The sequence below is a fragment of the Rhizobium sp. P38BS-XIX genome (assembly GCF_012641435.1).
GTDB lineage: Bacteria > Pseudomonadota > Alphaproteobacteria > Rhizobiales > Rhizobiaceae > Rhizobium.
In genome coordinates, this window is the sequence record NZ_JABAIJ010000004.1 from 205,654 (window position 1) to 225,891 (window position 20,238).

17 protein-coding genes and 1 pseudogene are annotated in these 20,238 nt (G+C 59.8%); 7 read left to right on the forward strand and 11 right to left on the reverse strand.

The genetic code is table 11. The features are described from left to right. Nucleotides 1-3: 3 nt before the first annotated feature. From HGP17_RS15350 to HGP17_RS15370, 5 genes are all read left to right on the forward strand, one after another. Nucleotides 4-1,632, forward strand: coding sequence for a GMC family oxidoreductase N-terminal domain-containing protein (locus tag HGP17_RS15350; protein ID WP_168810379.1), 1,629 nt, complete (start codon nt 4-6; stop codon nt 1,630-1,632). Nucleotides 1,633-1,645: 13 nt separating this feature from the next. Further along, complete coding sequence (gene dgoD, locus HGP17_RS15355; RefSeq protein ID WP_168810380.1) at nt 1,646-2,794, forward strand: galactonate dehydratase; 1,149 nt, start codon at nt 1,646-1,648, stop codon at nt 2,792-2,794. A gap of 11 nt (nt 2,795-2,805) precedes the next feature. Beyond that, the gene (locus HGP17_RS15360; protein ID WP_168810383.1) at nt 2,806-3,585 is read left to right on the forward strand and encodes an SDR family oxidoreductase; all 780 of its coding nucleotides are present in this window, start codon (nt 2,806-2,808) and stop codon (nt 3,583-3,585) included. 216 nt (nt 3,586-3,801) lie between these two features. After that, complete coding sequence (locus HGP17_RS15365) at nt 3,802-4,803, forward strand: substrate-binding domain-containing protein (protein ID WP_168810385.1); 1,002 nt, start codon at nt 3,802-3,804, stop codon at nt 4,801-4,803. A gap of 320 nt (nt 4,804-5,123) precedes the next feature. Next, the gene (locus tag HGP17_RS15370) at nt 5,124-5,636 is read left to right on the forward strand and encodes an NUDIX hydrolase (RefSeq protein WP_168810387.1); all 513 of its coding nucleotides are present in this window, start codon (nt 5,124-5,126) and stop codon (nt 5,634-5,636) included. Between the two features lie 16 nt (nt 5,637-5,652). On the opposite strand, the gene fhuB is transcribed toward HGP17_RS15370, so the two are convergent. From fhuB to HGP17_RS15405, 7 genes are all read right to left on the reverse strand, one after another. Continuing rightward, nucleotides 5,653-7,629 carry a Fe(3+)-hydroxamate ABC transporter permease FhuB gene (gene fhuB, locus HGP17_RS15375; RefSeq protein WP_168810390.1) on the reverse strand — a complete coding sequence of 659 codons (1,977 nt, stop codon included), beginning with the start codon at nt 7,627-7,629 and terminating at the stop codon, nt 5,653-5,655. A 1-nt stretch (nt 7,630) separates the two neighbouring features. After that, nucleotides 7,631-8,500 carry an ABC transporter substrate-binding protein gene (locus tag HGP17_RS15380; protein WP_168810391.1) on the reverse strand — a complete coding sequence of 290 codons (870 nt, stop codon included), beginning with the start codon at nt 8,498-8,500 and terminating at the stop codon, nt 7,631-7,633. Nucleotides 8,501-8,555: 55 nt separating this feature from the next. Continuing rightward, entirely contained in the window at nt 8,556-10,997 is a 2,442-nt protein-coding gene (locus HGP17_RS15385; RefSeq protein ID WP_205925997.1) for a TonB-dependent receptor, read from the reverse strand. A gap of 128 nt (nt 10,998-11,125) precedes the next feature. After that, nucleotides 11,126-12,079, reverse strand: a complete 954-nt coding sequence (locus HGP17_RS15390) for a FecR domain-containing protein (protein WP_168810393.1) — start codon at nt 12,077-12,079, stop codon at nt 11,126-11,128. Between the two features lie 105 nt (nt 12,080-12,184). Then, nucleotides 12,185-12,703 carry a sigma-70 family RNA polymerase sigma factor gene (locus HGP17_RS15395; RefSeq protein ID WP_168810395.1) on the reverse strand — a complete coding sequence of 173 codons (519 nt, stop codon included), beginning with the start codon at nt 12,701-12,703 and terminating at the stop codon, nt 12,185-12,187. 363 nt (nt 12,704-13,066) lie between these two features. Then, nucleotides 13,067-13,723 (reverse strand): ROK family protein, encoded by a 657-nt coding sequence (locus HGP17_RS15400; protein ID WP_246704132.1) that lies wholly within the window; start codon nt 13,721-13,723, stop codon nt 13,067-13,069. A gap of 102 nt (nt 13,724-13,825) precedes the next feature. Next, nucleotides 13,826-16,249 carry a glucan 1,4-alpha-glucosidase gene (locus tag HGP17_RS15405; protein ID WP_168810398.1) on the reverse strand — a complete coding sequence of 808 codons (2,424 nt, stop codon included), beginning with the start codon at nt 16,247-16,249 and terminating at the stop codon, nt 13,826-13,828. Between the two features lie 320 nt (nt 16,250-16,569). Between HGP17_RS15405 and HGP17_RS15410 the strand changes: the two genes are divergently transcribed. After that, nucleotides 16,570-17,904, forward strand: coding sequence for an acetyl-CoA hydrolase/transferase family protein (locus tag HGP17_RS15410; RefSeq protein WP_168810400.1), 1,335 nt, complete (start codon nt 16,570-16,572; stop codon nt 17,902-17,904). An 81-nt stretch (nt 17,905-17,985) separates the two neighbouring features. On the opposite strand, the pseudogene HGP17_RS33750 reads toward HGP17_RS15410, so the two are convergent. The 4 genes and pseudogenes from HGP17_RS33750 to HGP17_RS15425 all read right to left on the reverse strand — a co-directional run. Further along, nucleotides 17,986-18,258: pseudogene (locus HGP17_RS33750) on the reverse strand (transposase); the annotation flags it as partial. Nucleotides 18,259-18,308: 50 nt separating this feature from the next. Beyond that, on the reverse strand, nt 18,309-18,665 hold the full coding sequence (locus HGP17_RS33755; RefSeq protein WP_246704112.1) for a transposase: 357 nt from the start codon (nt 18,663-18,665) through the stop codon (nt 18,309-18,311). Nucleotides 18,666-18,700: 35 nt separating this feature from the next. After that, nucleotides 18,701-19,051, reverse strand: a complete 351-nt coding sequence (locus tag HGP17_RS15420; RefSeq protein WP_168810402.1) for a hypothetical protein — start codon at nt 19,049-19,051, stop codon at nt 18,701-18,703. A 151-nt stretch (nt 19,052-19,202) separates the two neighbouring features. After that, entirely contained in the window at nt 19,203-19,805 is a 603-nt protein-coding gene (locus HGP17_RS15425) for a DsbA family protein (RefSeq protein ID WP_168810404.1), read from the reverse strand. Between the two features lie 228 nt (nt 19,806-20,033). On the opposite strand from HGP17_RS15425, the gene HGP17_RS15430 reads away from it, so the two are divergent. Continuing rightward, nucleotides 20,034-20,183, forward strand: coding sequence for a hypothetical protein (locus HGP17_RS15430; RefSeq protein ID WP_168810406.1), 150 nt, complete (start codon nt 20,034-20,036; stop codon nt 20,181-20,183). The last annotated feature ends 55 nt before the right edge of the window (nt 20,184-20,238 follow it).

Sequence of the window (20,238 nt, forward strand, 5' to 3'; positions counted from 1 at the left end):
GACATGTCTGACAGAAGTCAGTTCGATTATATCATCGTCGGCGGCGGCAGTTCTGCCTGTGTCGTTGCTGCCGAACTCGTCGGTAAGGGGAAGGCACGCGTTCTCCTTTTGGAGCGCGGGCCGGCGAAAGCCAATCCCATCATGCATTTTCCAGCCGGCTACATGAAATTCCTGGCCAAGGATACCTACCTTGCCATGTACCAGACGAAGCCGCAGCCGCAGCTCGACGGGCGCGGCCCGATCGTGCCGCAGGGCAAGGTTCTTGGCGGCGGCAGCACCGTCAATGCGATGGTCTACATGCGCGGGCAGGCGGCCGATTACGACAGGTGGAATGCAGCGATCACACCGCCTGGCGCAAGCAATGACGGGGCCTGGTCCTATGCCGACATGCTTCCTTACTTTAAGGCCCAGGAAGACAACGATCATCTTGGCGGTGAATTCCATGGTGTCGGCGGGCCACTGAAGATTTCGCATCTCGGCCATACGAGCGCGATGACGCGCGCTTATGTGAAGACTCTGCAGACTATGGGAATTCCCTATAATCCCGATTTCAACGGCGCCCGTCAGTTCGGCGTCGGCTTCATGCAGCATACGATCGATTGGGTGACGCATCGCCGTTGCAGTGCCGTCGATGCGTTCTTGCGACCCGTTATGGGCAATCCGTTGTTGACGATCGAGACAGAGGCAACCGTGACGGCGCTCAAGATGGATGGCGACCGGATCACGGGGGTCGATTACGTCCAGAACGGCAGCCGGAAATCGGCCGCCGCCGGTATGGAGGTCATCATGGCGGCGGGCGCATACCAGACGCCGAAGCTGCTCATGTTGTCCGGCATCGGCCCTGAGGACGAGCTTGGCCGCTATGGCATCAAGACCAAGGTGGCGCTCCCGGGCGTTGGCAAGAACCTCCAGGATCATTACGAATGCCCGGTCGTTGCGACCACCAAGGGATCTTTCGGCTATTACGGACAGGACCGTGGCTGGCCGATGATCAAGGCCGGCCTGCAATATCTGCTGTTCAAGTCCGGACCGGTTTCGACGACGGGTGTCGAGACCTGCGCCTTCCTGGATCCCGCCGGCAATAATGACGAACCGACGATCCAGATGTTCTGTGTTCCGACCGTTTATCTGGACCGCGACGTCATGGGGACGGAGCCGGGTGACGGCGTCACCATCAACTCGCTGCTGCTGCGCCCGAAGGCGCGCGGTTCCGTAACGCTGGCATCCGCCGATCCATTCGAGAACGCCGTCGTCGATACGCAGATTTTTGGTCATCCCGACGATCTGAGCCTGACCATGTCCGGCTTTCGCTACGCCCGTACGGTGCTTGCGGCGTCCCCGATGCGCGAGCTGGTCGATAAGGAGATTTTCCCAGGCGCCGACGTCACCAGCGACGAAGCCATCGCGGCCCATTGCCGGCGCACGGTGAAGACTGGATATCACCCGGTCGGCACCTGCAAGATGGGACACGACAGCGATCCCGACGCTGTTCTCGACCCGGTCCTTAAAGTCCGCGGCACGCGTGGTTTGCGCGTCGTTGACGCATCGCTAATGCCCACTATCGTCAGCGGCAATACCAATGCCGCTGTTCTCGCCGCAGCCAGCAAGGCTGCCAATCTCATTCTCAGCTAATCGGAACTCTGCCATGAAAATCACCAAGCTGACGACCTATATCGTTCCCCCGCGCTGGCTGTTCCTGAAGATCGAGACGGATGAAGGCGTCGTCGGCTGGGGCGAGCCGGTGGTCGAAGGGCGTGCCCTGACGGTGCAGGCAGCCGTGCACGAACTGGAAGACTATCTGATCGGCAAGGATCCCTTCCTGATCGAGGATCACTGGAACGTCATGTACCGCGCCGGCTTCTATCGCGGCGGCGCCGTGCACATGTCGGCGCTCGCCGGCATCGACCAGGCGCTCTGGGATATCAAGGGCAAGGCACTCGGCCAACCGATCCACTCGCTGCTCGGCGGTCAGGTGCGCGACAGGATCAAGGTCTATTCCTGGATCGGTGGCGACCGCCCCTCCGACGTCGCCAACAACGCCAAGGACGTCGTTGCCCGCGGCTTCAAGGCGATCAAGCTCAACGGTTGCGAGGAGATGCAGATCGTCGACACCTACGACAAGGTGGAAAAGGCGGTTGAAACCATCGCCACCATCCGTGAGGCGATCGGCCCTTATGTCGGCATCGGCGTCGATTTCCATGGTCGCGTCCACCGGCCGATGGCCAAGGTGCTGGCCAAGGAGCTGGAACCCTACAAGCTGCTGTTCATCGAGGAGCCGGTGCTGTCGGAAAACCGCGAAGCCTTGAAGGAAATCGCCAATCATTGCTCGACGCCGATCGCCTTGGGTGAGCGCCTCTATTCGCGCTGGGACTTCAAGTCGGTGCTGTCGGACGGCTATGTCGACATTCTGCAGCCAGATCTCAGCCACGCCGGCGGCATTACCGAGTGCCGCAAGATCGCTGCCATGGCCGAGGCCTATGACGTGGCGCTTGCGCCGCATTGCCCGCTCGGCCCGATCGCGCTTGCCGCCTGCCTGCAGGTCGATGCCGTCAGCTACAATGCCTTCATCCAGGAGCAGAGCCTCGGCATCCACTACAACAAGGGCAACGACATCCTCGACTACATCTCCAACAAGGAGGTGTTCCAGTATGCCGACGGCTTCGTCAGCATTCCTCAGGGACCGGGCCTCGGCATCGAGGTCGACGAGGCCTATGTCATCGAACGCGCCAAGGAAGGCCATCGCTGGCGCAATCCTGTCTGGCGTCACGAGGACGGCAGCGTCGCAGAGTGGTAGGGAGAGCGGACATGTCGGGACGACTGGTCGGTAAAAACATATTCGTGACCGGAGCGGCTCAGGGGATTGGCCTTGCGATCGCCAAGGCTTTTCTGCGCGAAGGTGCATCGCTGTTCCTGATCGACAGGGATCATGGCCTGCTTGCAGAGCAGGCCGAGGCCTTGAAGCAGGCGGGCGGCAAGATTGGCTACCTCGCCGCTGATATCACTGATGCCAAGGTGATTGCATCGGCCGTCGCGAGGGCGGCAGACGAGATCGGGCCGATCAATGCGCTCGTCAACAATGCCGGTGTGAATGTCTTTTCCGAGCCGCTCGAGACGAGCGACGAAGAATGGAACCGTTGCTTCGACATCAATCTGAAGGGCGCTTGGAACTGCTGCAAGGCCGTTTTGCCCGGCATGATCGATGGGACCGGCGGCGTCATTCTCAATATCGCGTCGACCCATGCCTTTACCATCATTCCGCATACGTTTCCCTACCCGCTCGCCAAGCACGCGTTGCTGGGCATGACGAAATCTCTGGGGCTCGAATATGCCGCGAGAAACGTGCGGGTGAATGCGCTTGCGCCCGGCTATGTGGCGACGCAGAAGGTCATCGACTACTGGAACAGTTTTCCCGATCCGGATGCGGCAAAGGCGGAGACGATGAAGCTGCATCCCGGCGGGCGAATAGCCTCGCCGGAAGAGATTGCCATGGCGGCGGTGTTCATGATCTCGGACGAATGCCCTTTCATGAACGCAACCTGCCTGACAGTCGACGGCGGCCTCAGCGTCCAACAGCACCCGGCCTGACTTTAAGAGCAGCTATTCCTGCGAGCCATTGGTTACGATGGCTCGCATCCTGCGGATATTGAACCCGATCTATCCTGCAAAGCCGTGCAGCAGTTACGCTCCCTAGACACGGCCATACGTCTTGGCGTCATTAAAGTTTCACAAAATCATCATAAAGGCGGCGTTGCACACGTTTGCAAATTATGATGTCCTTTGATGCGATCAAGAGAGGCGACGGTGTCGCAACGAGATTTTGTCAGCGCAGAAGAAGTAGCGCGGCGGGCAGGTGTTTCGCGCTCGGCCGTTTCACGGGCTTTTACGCCCGGTGCCAGTGTGTCCGAGGCGACGCGGCAAAAGGTTCTGCAAGCTGCGGAAGAGCTGGGATATCAAGTCAATCATCTGGCGCGTGGACTCATGCGCAACGAGAGCGGCATCGTGTGCCTGATCGTCTCCGGCGTGGCGACACCCTACCGCTCGACCTTGCTGCGCGAATTGACGGTGCAGCTGCAACTGGCCGGCAAGGTCGCGATGCTGATCAACACGGATCGCTCCGATGGTAGCGTCAACAGTGCCCTTGAACAGGCGATGCGTTATCGCGCCGACGCATCGGTGATCCTGTCGGGGCTGCCGGACAAATCGATCACGCAGCTTTGTTTGCGAAATGGGCAGCGGCTCGTTCTGATCAATCGAGACGAGGACCAATCGGGACCTCTTCATATCAACGTCGATGATCGCGCGTCGGCGGCGCGTGTGGTCACCGCCTTTGTCCGCGCGGGCTGCACCAGGCTCGCCTTCGCCAATTCGCAGGCGGGAACACCGAGCCTGATGGCGCGGGAAGAAGGGTTTATCGCCGCCGCGAGAGACTATGGGCTTGATGTCGTGGTCGAGCGATACGGTTCGACCGGCTACGAGGCCGGCCTCATACTCGCGCAACGCTTGTTGACGAAGAGGGAGCGGCCCGATGCGATATTCTGTGCGACGGATCTGATCGCGTGTGGCCTGATGGATGCAGCGCGGCATCAGTTTTCGCTGTTGATTCCGCAGCAGCTTTGCGTCGTCGGTTTCGACGATATCGAGCAGGCGTCCTGGTTCTCTTATCGGCTGACAACCTTCACCCAGCCGGTTGTGGAAATCGCCCGCGAAGCCGTTATCTGGCTCTCGCAAAGCGACGCTGCAGAAGGGCGGTCCCTGACGCTGAAGGCTGAACTTGTGTGGCGTGATTCTGTTCGTGGAGGCTAGCCACCGTGCCTTTGCGACAATTCATATGTCTTTATTATCATACTGTTATAAAACAATAAATTGGAGTTTATGACAGTTTTATGACAATACGCCTTGCAAAAGACTTGAAGCGGATGAAACATAGTCGGCTAATGAAAGTTAGGTGATCGTCATATACTCCTTGAGCGCGCGCGCTCAAGGACGGGCATAAGGAGAACCGCGATGGCGACAATATCGGAATGGATTGCCTTGGCGGATCACGACGTCTCTGCAGGGGCTCGACCCATGTGGGGATGGATGGCGATCTCGGCGCGAATTTCTGCATGCGATCGTGATGGCCGATGAGCAAGAAGACGTATCTCAGACATCTGGCCGGCGAGGCGGACAAACTCTTCAACGGTCAGGCAATCGAGCAATATGCCGCGATCTGCTATCGTTGGCGGCCAGGCGCCAAGGAGATCGAGATCCTGTTGATCACGTCGCGCGAGAGCGGCCGCTGGGTCATTCCGAAGGGATGGCCGATGGACAAGAAACTGCCCCATCAGGTCGCAGAGCGCGAAGCCTGGGAGGAGGCTGGGGTCAAAGGTAAGGTCCGGAAGAAAAGTTTCGGCTACTATACCTACCTGAAGTCTCTCGATACCGGCGACACGGTGCCGTCCGTTGTGCAGGTTCATCTTCTCGAGGTTGGTGGATTAAGCGCGGAATTTCCCGAACGCGGTCAGCGCCGGCTGCAATGGTTTTCGCCGAACGAGGCGGCTACCCTGGTGCGCGAGCCGGAACTGAAGGGCCTGCTGCGCATGGCGGAAAGCGTGTTGACCACGGACAAGAAGCCGAAACGCCCGGCCACGAAATAAAACTCGTGGCGTGCCTTCAGGGACGTCTGGACATCAGCAGGAAAAGGTAGGGTGCCGCGATGAGCGTGGCGATCAATCCCGCCGGGAGCTGATTGGGAAACAGCAGAATTCGGCCCAGCCAGTCGGCGAAGATCATCAACGTGGCGCCGATGGCCGTTGCGGCCGACACCTCCATCAGTGGACGCCGAAAGCCCGCCATCCTCGCCATGTGCGGCGCCATCAGACCGACGAAGCTGAGCGGTCCGATCATCAGAACCGATAGCCCCACAAGCATGCAGGCAAAACCAAGCAGCAGGCCTCTGCTCAGTGAAATCGGCACGCCAAGTGCCGTCTGCGTCGTCGATCCCAGCGGCAATACCGCCAGCCAACGCGAAAACAGCGGCAATACGGCAAGCGCGAGAATGGCAGATGCCGCAAGGATAAAGGCGTCACCCGGTCTTGCAAGGAAGGTCGATCCGTTTAGCCAGCGCAACAGATCGAACATGCGCGGATTTCCGCTCGCCAGCAGAACGGAAACAACCGCGCTGAAGCAGGTGGTGAGCGCGATGCCGAACATGAAAAGATCATGTGGCGCAAAAGCCTTGCGATGTCCGAACAGCAACAGCAACGAAAGCACGGTGCCGGCGCCTGCCATGCTGAACGCGATGGACATGGCCGGGCCGACACCCGGAACGAAAAGAGCGACAACGACGCCGCACGCCGCTCCCGAGCTTATTCCGAGAAGTTCGGGGCTGGCGAGAGGATTGGACGTCAGCCGCTGGACAATACAGCCGCTTATCGAAATGAGTGCCGCTGCCGCTGCCGCCGCGAGCATGCGAGGTCCGCGCCAGAAGAATGTTGCCTCCGGCGAAGAAAGGCCGGTGAAGATCCATCCATGCAATCCACGGCCAATCAGCAGGGAGAGGCCGGCTGCAATCAGGCCCGCCAGAAGGACAAGGGCCAGCATCGGGCCCTGCCGGCGTAGAGGACGGGATGCGGCTGCGATCTCTGTTGCAAGGATCGGTCTAATCTCCTTGCGTCGGTTGATCAGCCATAAAAGCAGCGGTGCCCCCAGGAATGCCGTGGCGGCACCTGCCGGGATTTCCGAAGCGGTCGGCAGCAGCTGAAAGAGCTGATCCGTCGCCCATAACAGAAGCGCGCCGAAGACCGGAGCTGCGAGGAGTTGCTCATGCACCCTACGATAGCCGCAGCGGCGCACGATCTCCGGCGCGGCAAGTCCGACGAAGCCGATGACCCCGACGCCGGCCACACAGACGGAGGCAATCCATACGGCAAGTGAAAGCCCGGCCAGCCGGATCATGGTCGGCGATGCGCCGAGGCTGGCGGCGGCTTCATCGGATACGGTCAGCACGGCGATCGGTCGAACCAGCAACAGGCTTGCCAGGCAAGCGGGGATCAGCCGCGGCATCAGATAGAGAACCGTGCTCCAGTCCTGGGTCGCAAGAGAGCCGCTGCCCCAGATGAAGAGTTTGATCAAGCCGCCATGAAGCATGATCAGCAGGGTATTGATGCTTCCCGCATAAAGGCTGGTCATGAGACCGGCGAGGAGCAGGACCTGTGCCGCAAAACGGCTGCGCCAGGCGAGCCCGAATACCAAAAGGCTGGCTGCGATCGCACCCGCGAGCGCTACCGACGTTCGGCTGGAATGCACGAGAGAAGGTGCCCATAGCGATGCCGCGCTCATGGCAAGAAAGGCGCCGGAGGATACCCCGAGCGTTGCCGGTTCGGCCGCAGGATTGCGCAGGGTCAGCTGCATCAGCACGCCAGCCAGTGCGAGCCCGGCGCCGACAAGAATGGCGGTTACGATGCGCGGCAAGGTGCTGTAATGCAGCGTCAATTGCGCAATGGAATGAAGGTCGGGCGCAGTGATCGCTTGCAGCCAGAACCTCGGATCAAGCGTTTGGGATGCGCCATAAAGACTAAGACCGAGGGAGAAAATTGCGAGCAGCAGGCCTGTGATGAACAGTCCGAACGGATGAGCTCTAGCCGTCATGTCATGCGCCTTTACCACTTAAATTCACGGCAAGCAGCCTTGCAAAACGGATGATCGCGGCGACGCCTCCATTGTCCATGACGGGTGGCAGCTGGAAAAGCCTGTTGTCACGAACTGCCGGAAGCGCCTGCCAGAAGACGCCGTCCATGGACGGCATCGAAACAGAATTGCTGCCGTCGGCCGCAATCAGAACAAGGCCGGCTTCGGGAACGCTGGCAATGCGATCGAGGCCGACCGTTGCCTGGCCCCTCCAGAACCCGCCATCTTTTTGAGCGTTGCTCAGTCCGAGCCTCGTCAGAATATCGGCAAAGAGGCTTCCCGGTCCGAACGCCGTAAGATGTCTGTCGTCCGCTGACGTCGTGATCCAGAGCGGCCGGCCGTGCCATGATGATAGTTGCGCGGTGGCGTCCTGCAGCTGCTGTTCCATGCGAGATCGCAGGGCAAGCCACTCCGCTTGCGCATCGAGCGCCTTCGCCAGCGTCTCGCTTCCGCTTATCGCGGAGGAGATGGTGGCATCACCATTATGGGACAGATCGACAATCAGCGTCGGCGCAATGCGCTTCAGGAACGGCTCGCCGATGCGCAACGACGGTGGAATGATGATGAGATCCGGCGCAAGCTGATCCAGCAGCTCGAAGTTCGGCGTGAAGAGCAGGCCAACATCGGTGACCTCGTCCGGCATTGGCGGCTCGATGACGGATTGGCGATAATAGTCGATGGCGGGAACGCCGACGACGTTGGCCCCCAATGCCAGCGTCGTTGCCGCCAACGCCCAGTCGAGAACGATGATTCGCGGCTTCGACGACTGGATCTGGGCGTCAGCTTTGCCGGCGAATCCACTCGCGATGAGCCCGCCACCCAGCAGCGCCATCAGGCGTCGCCGGGTGATGCTTGAACGAGGCGCATCGCAAGCCGTCCGCATCAGCTTACCAATGGGTCTTCAGGCTGACCATGAAGCTGCGCGGTTCGCCATAGATGCCGAAATACCGGGTCGGAATGCGGTCGAAATAGGTGCGATCGAACAGGTTCTTGACCGTCAGATTGACGTCGGCATGGTCGTTGATCTTGTAACCCACCTGAGCGTCGAACACCGCGTAGCCGCCTTGATGTCCGATATCGATGCCGGTGCCCGCGCCGCGATCCGTGCTGCTGTAGGCGCGCATGCCGGCACCCAGGCTGACGCCCTTGAGCGGGCTGTCATCCTGGAACGTATATTTGCTCCACAGCTTGAAGGTATGCTTCGGCTCTTCCGGGTCGACAGTCAGTCCCTGATAGTCCGGATCGGAAAGATACTTCGTCTGCAGGTAGGTATAGCCCGCAGTCAGGTCGAGCCCGGTGAAGACCTCGCCGGTGACTTCGGCCTCGATACCGCGGCTGCGCGCCTTGCCAGCAGCGATGGAATAGAGCGGGTTCGAGGGATCGGCAACGGCGCGGTGGTTGTCGTTGATGTTGAAGGCTGCGACAGTCGCCGTCAGGCCGCCGTCAAGAAAGACGCCCTTGAGGCCGACTTCGTACTGCTCGCCAACGCGCGGCTGCAAGCCGGCACCGGTAAATGTCGTTTGAGCCTGCGGCTGGAAGATATCGGCGTAGCTGCCGTAGATCGAATAGGTGTCGTTCAGATCATAGACGATGCCGACGTAAGGCGTGAACTTGTTGTTGACGCTGGGATCGGATGTCCAATCGCCTTCGGTCGGCACGATCGACCGGTGCTCGTTGCCGTAGAAGCTCAGGCGGCCACCGAGAACGAGGGTCAGCGGGTCAAGCAGCTTCAACCGCGTTTGACCATAAATTCCGGTCTCGTTGGTCCTGGACTGCTGGCCAAAATTATAGGGAACGTCGACTTCAGGGATGGTCGACGGTGCGGAATAGATGTCAAACAGCCCGGCACCGACATAGCCGCTCTCCGAGCGCGACGTGCGGTAGGAGTAGTTTGCGCCGACGAGCAACTGGCTCTCGCGGCCGAGAAAATCGAACGACCCGGAAAGATTGGTGTCGAAACCAAACCATTGATTGTGAAGGGGGCCGCCCTGGATCGCGTACTGTGCCTGGTTGGTCGCCGTGTCGACACCGCCGAACATGTAGGCATATTTGCTGTCATTCTGCATATCGCGGTACATGACCGTCGTATTCGATACCCAGTCACCGTCGAACTCATGCTTCAGGTTCGCGTAGAGTTCGCTTGTCTGGAAGTCGTTATAACTCCAGTCGGCACCGAAGAATGCCGATCGCGGGCTGTTGAGGTATGAGCCGTCGGCATACCGTGACTGGCCATAATCGAACGGCGAAAAACGTTGCTTTTGATAAGCACCCGATAGACTGAGGGTCGTCTTGTCGTCGAGGTCGAACTGCAGTGCGCCATAGGCCGTACCGTGCCATTCACCGGCGTCGTCATAGAAGAAGTCGCGATCCTGACCCGTCACGATCAATCGGCCGCGGGCGCTGCCATCGCTGTTGAAGGGGCCGGTCACATCGACCGTCTGCCGCTTGAAGTTCCAGGAGCCGATTTGCGTGTCGGTGGAGATGGCAAAATGATCGAGCGGCATGCGGCGTATGAAATTTGCCGCACCGGCCGGGCTTCCCGATCCCTGCAGCAGTCCGGCGGGACCACGGAGGATCTCGACACGGTCATAGATCGACATGTCGAATTGCGTCAGGTACTGGACGCCGCCGGGCACCGGCATACCATCATATTGTGCATCGAGCGCATAGCCGCGCGCATTGAAATAGGATGTGCCGTCGCCGTAGGGCGTCGCCGTCACGCCGGTCGTCTGCCGCAGCGTATCCTCGACGCTATTGAGGTTCTGATCGGCGATCCGCTGGCGGGTGATCACGGAAACGGAATTCGGGATCTCGCGGATCGGAACCGGCATCTTGCCGGCGATCGTCACGGATTCGGCGCGATAGGAACCGCTGCCTTCGGTCGTCGCGCCATTCGACGCGCCCTGCACCACGATGGGCGCGAGCGCGGTCGCGCCATCGGCGCCCGCAGCTGCAATCGGCTGCTTGGGATCGGTGAGAACGATGGACTGGTTGCCGGAGACGCGGTAGCTGATGCCAGTGCCCGCCAGCAACCGGCCGATCGCCTCGGGCGCAGACATCGTGCCTTTCAAGGATGCGGACTTGCTGCCTGCCGGCAGTGTGAAGCCGTAGGCGATGCGCCAGCCGCTGACGGCGCCGACGTCGGCGATGGCAGCGGCCAACGGCTTTGCCGGAATGTTGAATTGATAGGCCGATGCCGAAACGGCGGCTCTCGTCGCCTTCGCATCCTGCTGAGCTGCAACCGGTATCGTGCCGGCAATCAGCAGCGCCGTTGTTGCCATCAGCCTGCTGAAATTGCGTGTTCTGCCCCCGACTGCGCGCCCAACCATTCGCCTGCTCCTTGATCTACCCTTACCAACGCGGCCATTCATCGGCCTCTGAAGGGTAAAACGGGTGGCGAAGCATCTGCCGTGTCGGGTCGTGCAAGAAAAATGACGCCGTGGTCATTTTTCTTTTCTCAGTAAAGAATGGTCATCAAAGGCGGTACGCGTGCCACTGTGCCGTTTACCGCCGCGGCAATGGTTTCAAGCGAGGCATTGACGTCGGTCAGCGGGAAAGTGCCGGATATCAGACGACTGGCCAGCCGTCCGCGAACCATGATCGGCCGAGGAGAGTGCCGCTCCAGGGCGTGCACGACATCGGCAACCCGTGCTCCTTCAACGACGAGCCGCCCGCTCATCCATGACAGGGCAAGGCTCGTATCGGTCGGGGCGACCTTGCCGACACGGCCGCCGGCGAGCGTCGTCTGATTGCCTTCCCGCAGGATGACGGGTTCCGTGTCGTTGCTGCCGATAACGGCGACCGCGCCTTCCGAAACGACCACGTCCGTTTCAAGCTCGCCGATATCGACATTGAATTTGGTGCCGATATCGCGGACCTCGTCGCCCTTGGCAACGACGGTAAATGTCCCGGGAAGACCATGGCGCACTTCGAAATAGGCCTCTCCCCGCAGCAGACGAACGCGGCGCATACCGTTGTCAAAGTCGAGCCCGATGGCGGTATCGGCTCCAAGGCGCGCGATCGAACCGTCCGGCAGGACAACATCGGAGATCAGCTCCTGATGCGTAACGATATCCGCCTCCCAGTTTTCGACCAGGGACGGATTAAACCAACAGACCGACAAGATGACGGCGAGCGCGGCAGTCGGTGGAACAAGCCAGCTTAACCGTGGTCGCAGACGCAAAGCGAGCTTCCGGCGAAACGAGGTCCTTGCGGCGATACGCCGGGCGGGCTGTTCCAGCTGCGCATAAAGTACGCGCAGTTCATCGAACGCTCGCCGGTGACGGCGATCGGCATTCAGCCAGTCGTCGAGCTTGCGGGCATCGTTGGCTCCAAAGGAACCGCCCGTCCGCTTTGCCAGCCATAGAGCCGCCTGGTCGCGCTGCTCTTCCGTCGGTTCGTCGCTCGTCATCTCTCCTCGTATCACGCGAAGCCATAGCACGCCGAAACGCGCGCGCCATCTCTATAGTGGAGAACGGGTGACGCACGAAATGCCGTGTCTCATGAGGACAGGATTTCAGTTCTCGTCGCGAATATGGCTGGCTAGGCTTGCCTGGCAGTGACGCAGCGCTCTTGCAATGTGCTTTTCGACGCTGTTGACGGAAATGCCCTGAAGACGCGCGATTTCCTTGTTCGAAAGCCCATCGACGCGGCGCATCAGGAAGATATCGCGGCAGCGCGGCGAGAGTGCGCCGAGCGCTTCATCAAGCGCGGAGAGCGCCTCGCGTGCCTCCAGGCCCGCCTCCGCTGAAGGCGTGGACACAGGCATCTGTTCCGGCAGCACGGAAGAAATCAACTCGGCTCTTCTGTTCTCTCGCCGATGATGTTCGATCGCGGCATTGCGTGCCGAGGCGTAAAGCACATTGCGATCGTCCTCAGCAGTGGCTCTTGGGCCGGCCGCAAGAGCCCTGACGAAGACATCCTGCACGATATCGGCTGCTGTTTCCTGATTGCGGACGCTTTTGCGGACCAGGGCTTCCAAACGGCGATGATGTTCGGCGAAAAGCCACCCGATCTTGCTGCCCCAACTCGTCATCGCGAACTCAACCTGCTTCGGCGGACTTTCCATGTGCCGCTGATCTGCAATTACAAAGCGCCATCGGCCTCTGCAATCGCAATAGATTGGACTCATTCTATGGAAGGACGCAGATAGCCGCGCCAATATCGCGCTACATTGCGATAAGCCGTTGTTTTTACTTAAAATGCCTTATATTTCACTTGGTTAAAAGTTGAAAATAAAAATCATGTTTTGTTGATTTGTGTTGCCGGAGCGCAACAGCGCATCTTTCGTCTCTGGAATGAGCGGCGCCCCATTTCGGGGTGCGGCACCCAGCTTCGAGCGCGCCGGGTGCCGACGTGGTTGAGAGTGCGGTTGAATAAGCCGCATCCCGGAACGCGTTTAGAGCTGCAGGCTTTCATCCTTCCAGATGCGGAAGCCGCCGAGAAAAGCATTCTCGTTGTCGCCGGCGCGGCACCCTTCGGGCAGCGTCTCCAGCTTGTCGACATTGCCGCCGCCGATGACGATTTCATGCGGCAGCAATGCTGCCTGCAATCTGCCGATCACGTCTTCGACCGACTTGCGCCATTTCTTCTTGCCGCGTTTCTCCAGACCGCGCTCGCCGACGAAATCCTCAAACGTCTCCTTCTTCTTGTAGGGGAGATGCGCCAGTTCCATGGGCAGGCAGACATTATGGACGATCATTGCCGATCCCAGGCCGGTGCCGAGCCCGATGAAGAGCATATTGCCGCCCTTATAGCCGCCGATGGCCTGCATGACTGCATCGTTGACCAGCCTGACGGGCTTTCCAAAGGCGGCCGAGAAATCGAAGTCCTTCCAGCCCGGGCCGAGATTGTGCGGCTCGATCGCCGGCTTATTGTCCTTGACCGGGCCGGGATATCCCATGCCGATGACGTCATATTGCCAGTCCGCAGTCATTTCCTTGACGGCCTCGACCATTTTCTTCGCCGACATGGAGGGGCCGGAAACGACGGCTCGCCGTTCGCTGCCCGAGCTCAGGCGTGCCTTCACATGCGAGCCACCAAGATCGATCGCCATGACGACAAGATCCTTCGGTACGGCAAGCTTGGTTTGGTCGAGGGTTTTGGGTTTTGTGGCCAAGGTGGGGCTCCCTTTCAAGTCCATTTTCTGTCAGTCGAGTTATGCGTCGCCATCCGTAACGACGACGGAGAAGTCCACGCCCTCCCAACGGTCGTTGTCCGACCAGTAGAAGGTAAAGGTGATGACGGCTCCCTTTTGGAGGCGCTCCGTCGGGAGTTCGACCACATCGATATCGAATCCGTTCCGACGTGTCTCTGTATCGGCTGCATTCTCCCAGCCATCAGCACTCCATCGCACGATCGCCTTCGCCATCACTTCGATTCTAAGGCGTTTGCCGACGGGCACCTGCGCTGTTTTGTTGTTGAAACGCCAGAGCGCGAACGGGGCCGTGATCTTGTTTTTCACATAGCGCTCGACGCCCTGTGGCGGCATGTCGAACACGGCATTGTCCCTTAGGGAACGCAGCAGCTTGATATGCTCGGCATGAGCCCAGACCAGTGGCATGGCGCTGCCGGAGGGTTCGCCGAAAACAAGACCTCGTTCGGGCATGTCGGGTTTGTCCCAAACCTGTTCTGGCAGCAGGCCGCCCGGGCCGGCCGATCGTTCCAATGCGTCGAGCAAAGTGATCGCTTCCTTTTTCCGTCCAGCCGCAAGCTCGTAATGCGCGCGCTCGCCTGCAAGCAACGGCCAGGGGCGTCCGATACCGGTGCCATCGAATGCGCTGCCGTCCGCGTGCTCGCCATAACCGTCGCCCGTATAGCGATACCAAAGTGGACCTTGCGGCAGGTCGCATTTGAGCTGCGCATCGATGACGCGAACCGTGTCGACGATGCGGGGATCGTCGGCAGCCCGCAGCCCGAAACGAACCAGTGCCAAGGCATCCGGGCTGACGACGCGGGCCGTCGGCATCATCGATTCCGCAGGAGGCCGGTTCTTGATCGGCACGAACCCATCGGCGGGCGAGGCGCCGTCGGCGATATCGGGCGGAGAGATACGGACGTAATAGCCCTTGACCCCGAGGTCGGCGGTGGCCGCGTCAGCGGCAACATAGGTCCAGCGCTCGATCTGATCGTTCCAGGCATCTGCCGTCTGGCGCAGATAATCGGCGTTGTGATTTTGGCCGGCGATCTCGAGGATATCGGCGGCAGCGAGCAAGGCTGCGATCTCGACGGCAAGCGTAAAGGGAGAAAAGCCGCCATCTTCCTCCCAGCGGTCTTCGCCTGTGACCGGACCGTTGATCACGACGTAGCGCGCGGCGCGCTCCACCATGGGCACATAGGAGAGGAGGGCATCGCCGGTGAGAGCGCCTTCTCGGCGCAGTGCGTCGGCCAGCAGGATCGGAAAGGCGCATTCATCCATCTGAATGCCTGTCCAATAGGGTTCACCGTCGAGCCATGCGTTTTGCGGCCAATGCCCGTCCGCTTCCTGGATCGTGCGCAGATAGGCAAGGATGCGCAGCGCATCCTGCGGAGCGCCGGCTGCGAGGAAGCCGCCGGCCGTCTCGACAAGATCGCGTGGCCATACGAGATGATATCCGCCGAGATCTTCGTCACCCTTGGCAAATCCCCATGGAATGGACAGCGAGGCGACGGCGGGACCTTCGAAAGATAGTGGCCGGTGCGTTGCGAGAACGGCCGTGGATATGCGGTAACGGTTGAGTTCGGGAGGCGGCGCCCTGGGCTCGTCGAGCGCCAGCAGGGTGCTCTGCCATCTTCGCCAGTCGGCAACATAGGCGCGTTCGGCTTCCGAATAGCCGGCTTGGAGGCTGGCGAGCGCACTGTAACCCGCCTCCTCGGCGCGATTGCCGAAGCCAAGGGAGATCAGAACCGTATCGCTGCCGGAGGAAAGATCGATTTCGCCGGTCAGCGCGACATTGCCATCGGTGGCGTGAGCGATGCGCGGATCGAGTTCACCGCCACTTTGCAGTTGGCGCCAACCGTCGGAAATGCCGACATAACCGGCCGAGCCGGCCTTCCAACCGCCGGTCACGGCAAGAGCCAACGAAACGCCGTTCGTCCCGCTTGCAAACAGCATCGGGGTGCCCTTGTAATCGCCGACCCAACCGGTGTTACCGCTGCCGGCATTGATCAGATGCGGCGCGGCCAGCACATAAAGGCGATAGTCATGAATGGATCCGTGCAGGGCTTCGAAGGATATTTTCTGCAGCAGGCTGTTGCGCACGGGATCGACGATGATGCGCTTGATGATGCGGTAGCGTCCGTCGAGTGCCGTATTGACGAGCCGGTAGGCGGGAACACCATCCTCTATCGTTGTGACAACGCTTTCGGTATCGCGCTTTTCCTCGGAAAAGTAGCCGTCCGGGCCGGTTACGATCAGGCCGATGTCTCGTGTACAGGCGCTATCGACGCGTGGGAAATAGACTTCGTTGAGAATACCGTGGCTCAGCGTGAACCATATGCGGCATGCCGGCGAGAGCGCGGTGCCAACGCCGCTCTTGGCGCTGGATGTCCAACGAGGTGCGATACCCCTCGCGTTTGAGCCCGAAGTATCGTCCTGTGTCATGCGTCTATCTCCGTTATCGGTGCAATCTGCTCCGACAAAGCGGCTTCGGCAAGTGCTGCCTGCGATGATGCCGATATAAGGCATCGAACAAGATCAACCGCATAGGGTGAGGATGCGCCTATTTGGCAGCCCATAGCCTTGCGTTGCAGGCGGCGGAAAAAAGCGCAGCCGTGCAGTCAAAATGTCGTGTCTCCGGCATCCTGATCTTCTCGCGAGCGACACATAGCATGTCGCTGTTTGACTACAGCTATCACTGGATATGACGCGGCCATTGCAATCGATCCCGATTTGCTTTGAGATAGCATTGGGAGGAGGTCCCAATGAGCACCATCCATGAGACGTTGTATCGCGAACGACTGCGATCCGCGCAGGACGCCGTCGCCCTGATCCCCTCGGGCGCCAAAGTCGCAATGCCGCTGGCCGCCGGCCAGCCCCCCGCCATTCTCGCTGCGTTTGCGGCAAGGGCAAGGGCGGCCGAAGTCAGCAATGTCCGGCTTCATTATCTGCTCTGTACGGGTGTGGCCGGCACCAGCGTTTTTGATTTCGACCTGCGAGACGTGATCATCCCCATGAGCTTCTTTCATGGTGGCGTGGAGCGGGCGCTCGACAAGAGACGATTGGCCGAGGCACTCCCCGCCGTCGATATCGTGCCTTGCCATTTCAGTCAGGTCTCGCGCGCACTGGTCGAGCATGTGGGTGTCGACACTTTGATCGCGACGGTCTCGCCAATGGACGCCGACGGCAATTTCAGCCTCGGTGCCAGTACCGATTACGCGCTCACAGTGTCGCGCAAACCCGGTATCCGGCTGATCCTGGAAGTTAATGCCAATATGCCTTACGTGCGCGGTGATTGCATGATCCCCGTGTCGAGTGTGACGGCACTCGTTGAAAACAACGTCGGCCTGCCGATCCTGCCGCCCGCGCCGCGCAACGAGGTGGACGATGCCATCGGCGCGATCGTCGCCGGCCTCGTGGAAGATGGCAATTGCCTGCAGATGGGCATCGGCGCGTTGCCCGACGCAGTATGCTCCGGACTGTCCCATCATCGCAACCTTGGCATCCATACGGAGATGATGACGGTAGGCCTTGCCAATCTCGTCAAGGCAGGCGTGGTCGACAATAGCCGCAAGCAGACCCATGTCGGGCGGTCGATCTTCACTTTCGCGCTGGGCGATCAGTCGCTCTACGATTTTCTGCACGACAATCCTGAGGTGGAGGCCTATCCGGTCGACTATGTAAACAACCCTTTCACCATCTCCAGAAATGACAGGGTGGTGTCGGTCAACGCGACGCTGCAGATCGACCTGAACGGGGCGTGCAATTCCGAGTTCATGAATGGCAGGCAGTTCAGCGCATCCGGTGGCCAGGTTGATTTCGTGCGCGGTGCCTACGCCTCGCGAGGCGGCCGCTCGATTATCGCCTGTCATTCCACCGCGGCAAAGGGCACTCTTTCGCGCATCGTTCCGGTGCTGACCGGACCGGTGACGACCTCCCGCAACGACACGCATCTTGTCGTCACCGAATATGGATGGACGGATCTGAAGGGCAAATCGGTGGCCGAGCGGGCGAGGGCCCTGATTGCGCTCGCGCACCCGGATTTTCGCGAGGAACTGGATCGGGCCGCACAGGGGGCAGGGCTTTATGCCCCGGCCTGAAGCGTAGGCGGCATGGACAAATTTGAGCCAGTTTCTGGCGGTGGCAAGATGGACCATGCCGAGTAAGCTGTTGGCCAGCTGGTCGTAGCGGGTGGCGATGGCCCGGTTGATTTTCAGATGGCCGAACATGTGCTCTATGCGGTTGCGCTGCTTGTAGAGAGCCCGATCATGCTTGATATTCACGCGGCGATTTGATCGACCCGGGATGACAGCTTTGATCTTTCGGTCGGCAAGGTCGGCTCGGACCGCATCTGCATTGTGGCCCTTGTCGGCAAGCAACGCGACCGGTGCGCGCTCGGGCAGATCAATCAGCTTTTCATAGGCCTTGCAGTCCTCCTCTTGGGCAACAAACAGTCAGTTGGAAGGCGCGGGGTCGTCCAAGGGCGTCAGCCAGACAGTGAAGCTTACTGGTGAATCCGCCCCGCGAGCGGCCAAGAGCGCGTCGATGAGTCCCCCTTTTCCGCGGCCGACACATGGGCGCGAACGGTGGTGCTGTCGATGCTATATTGGCCGCTGTCCGCCATGGTTTCGGCCGGCGTCACCACCACGGTCTCCCAGACTTTGGCTTCGCTCCATCGCCGGAACCGATGATAGATAATGTTCCAACTCCCATGCTTGGGCGGAACGTCGCGCCACGGAGCCTCGCACCGGAGCCGCCAAAGGATGCCGTTAATGATCGCGCCATTCTGTCTCAGTGAGATCGCCCGCTCAAGCCCGTCTCCAAAAGGCAGCCTTGAATGAACACGATGAAACGGTGTCAACGGCCGTCGTGCAAGGCTGGCAGAACGTGTCGACTTTACGATAGCAGGAAGCCTGAAATAAGTTGCTCGATCAGGCGTGCATCGTATTCATGGCCGAGAGATCGGTACTGCTCTCTATCCCCGCTGACCCACGCATCAGTCACTCGAATACCATTGGGCGAACCGTCGAGACGGACGCCATAAATACAGGCTCCTGTCCAGGAACGATGAAAATAGAGCCAACCATTCTCAAAAAATATGAACCATTTATCGTCCATATCCTGCGGGACGTACCCAAGCCTGATCCTCTCGCCGTCGGCATCCGAATACAGCAGTGCAAGATCGATGCGATCTTGTTGCGCTGGGAGGGGGAGCGTTTTCCAAGAGGAGCGTGTGGCTGCTTGCATACCTCACCTAACCCAGGCGACGGAAATCACACAACGATTTATTTGGACGCCGCTGCAATTTGTTCACGTCACCTGGAGAGGTTCCGGCACGAACCAATGGGATATCCCTTTTCAGGGCGCGCCGGAATGCAAAGCGTATCGCGCATCGACCTTAGGCGACGAGCTTTTCGCCCCTGAGGTGGCGCTCCAGAAACGGCAGGCTATCTTGGCCCCAATAGAGCTCGTCCTCGTAACGAAAGGTCGGGAAGCCAAAGACGCCCGCCGTCTGGGCGATGGTGTAATTGGAGGTCCACACGTCCTTCACATCCTGATGCCTGGCTCTTTCTTCCAGCGCTCTGCCGTCGAAACCGGCAGCGTTGGCAATTTCCCCACGCACGGCTTCATTGCCGATATCCTCCGCGCCGACCCAGAATGCTTCCTGCAATGCCTTTGTCAGGGCAAACCAGTCGTGTCCCTCGAGTTGCGCGGCAAGCACGAGAAATGCAGCAGGCGTCGGATCAGAAAGCGAGGCCCGGTCTTCAAGGTTCAATGTTTTCCCACGGACTGCAGCCCAACGTTTCAGATCCTTGTACCAATAGGTGCGGCGTGCTTCCGGTCTGTTCTTTGAGGAGATGGCGCCATTTTCTGCGACCAGAGGGATGATGAACGGTCGGATCTCAGCGGAAAACCGTGTCGCCAGCGTGCCGAACGGCTCAAGGCCGATAAAAGCCCAGGGTGAACCGATACCGAAAAAGAAGTCGATCGTCTTTGTCATAGCTCATGTCCATTTCTGAAAGTGGTTATGGTCAGGAAGTTTCGGCAATGATGATGCCGTGTTCGCCGGAGGTTGCGACGTTCAATTTGTTTGAAACACGGTCGTTAGCAGAAAATCGTTCCTTTAGTACACTAATTTTATAGATAATATAAAAACAACAAACGCATTTCCTTCATGAAATCTGTTGCTTGCGTTTGGGCGGCGACGGATGCGATGGCTGGAGCTTTCGTGGATACAGTACTTTACCTCGCCTCACTTGCAGCTCGCCCGGTTCGTGTCACAAGCCGGCGTGTCTGGCCGATCCTCCAGCATCTCGTTGCGGCCATCATGGTGTTCGTCTCTCTCCTCCTACTCGTGCATGCCATTTGCGGCGCCTAGATCTTGCCGTCCTGATTATGTCGACGGCTCCCCCAGCGCGCTGTAGACGATAGCC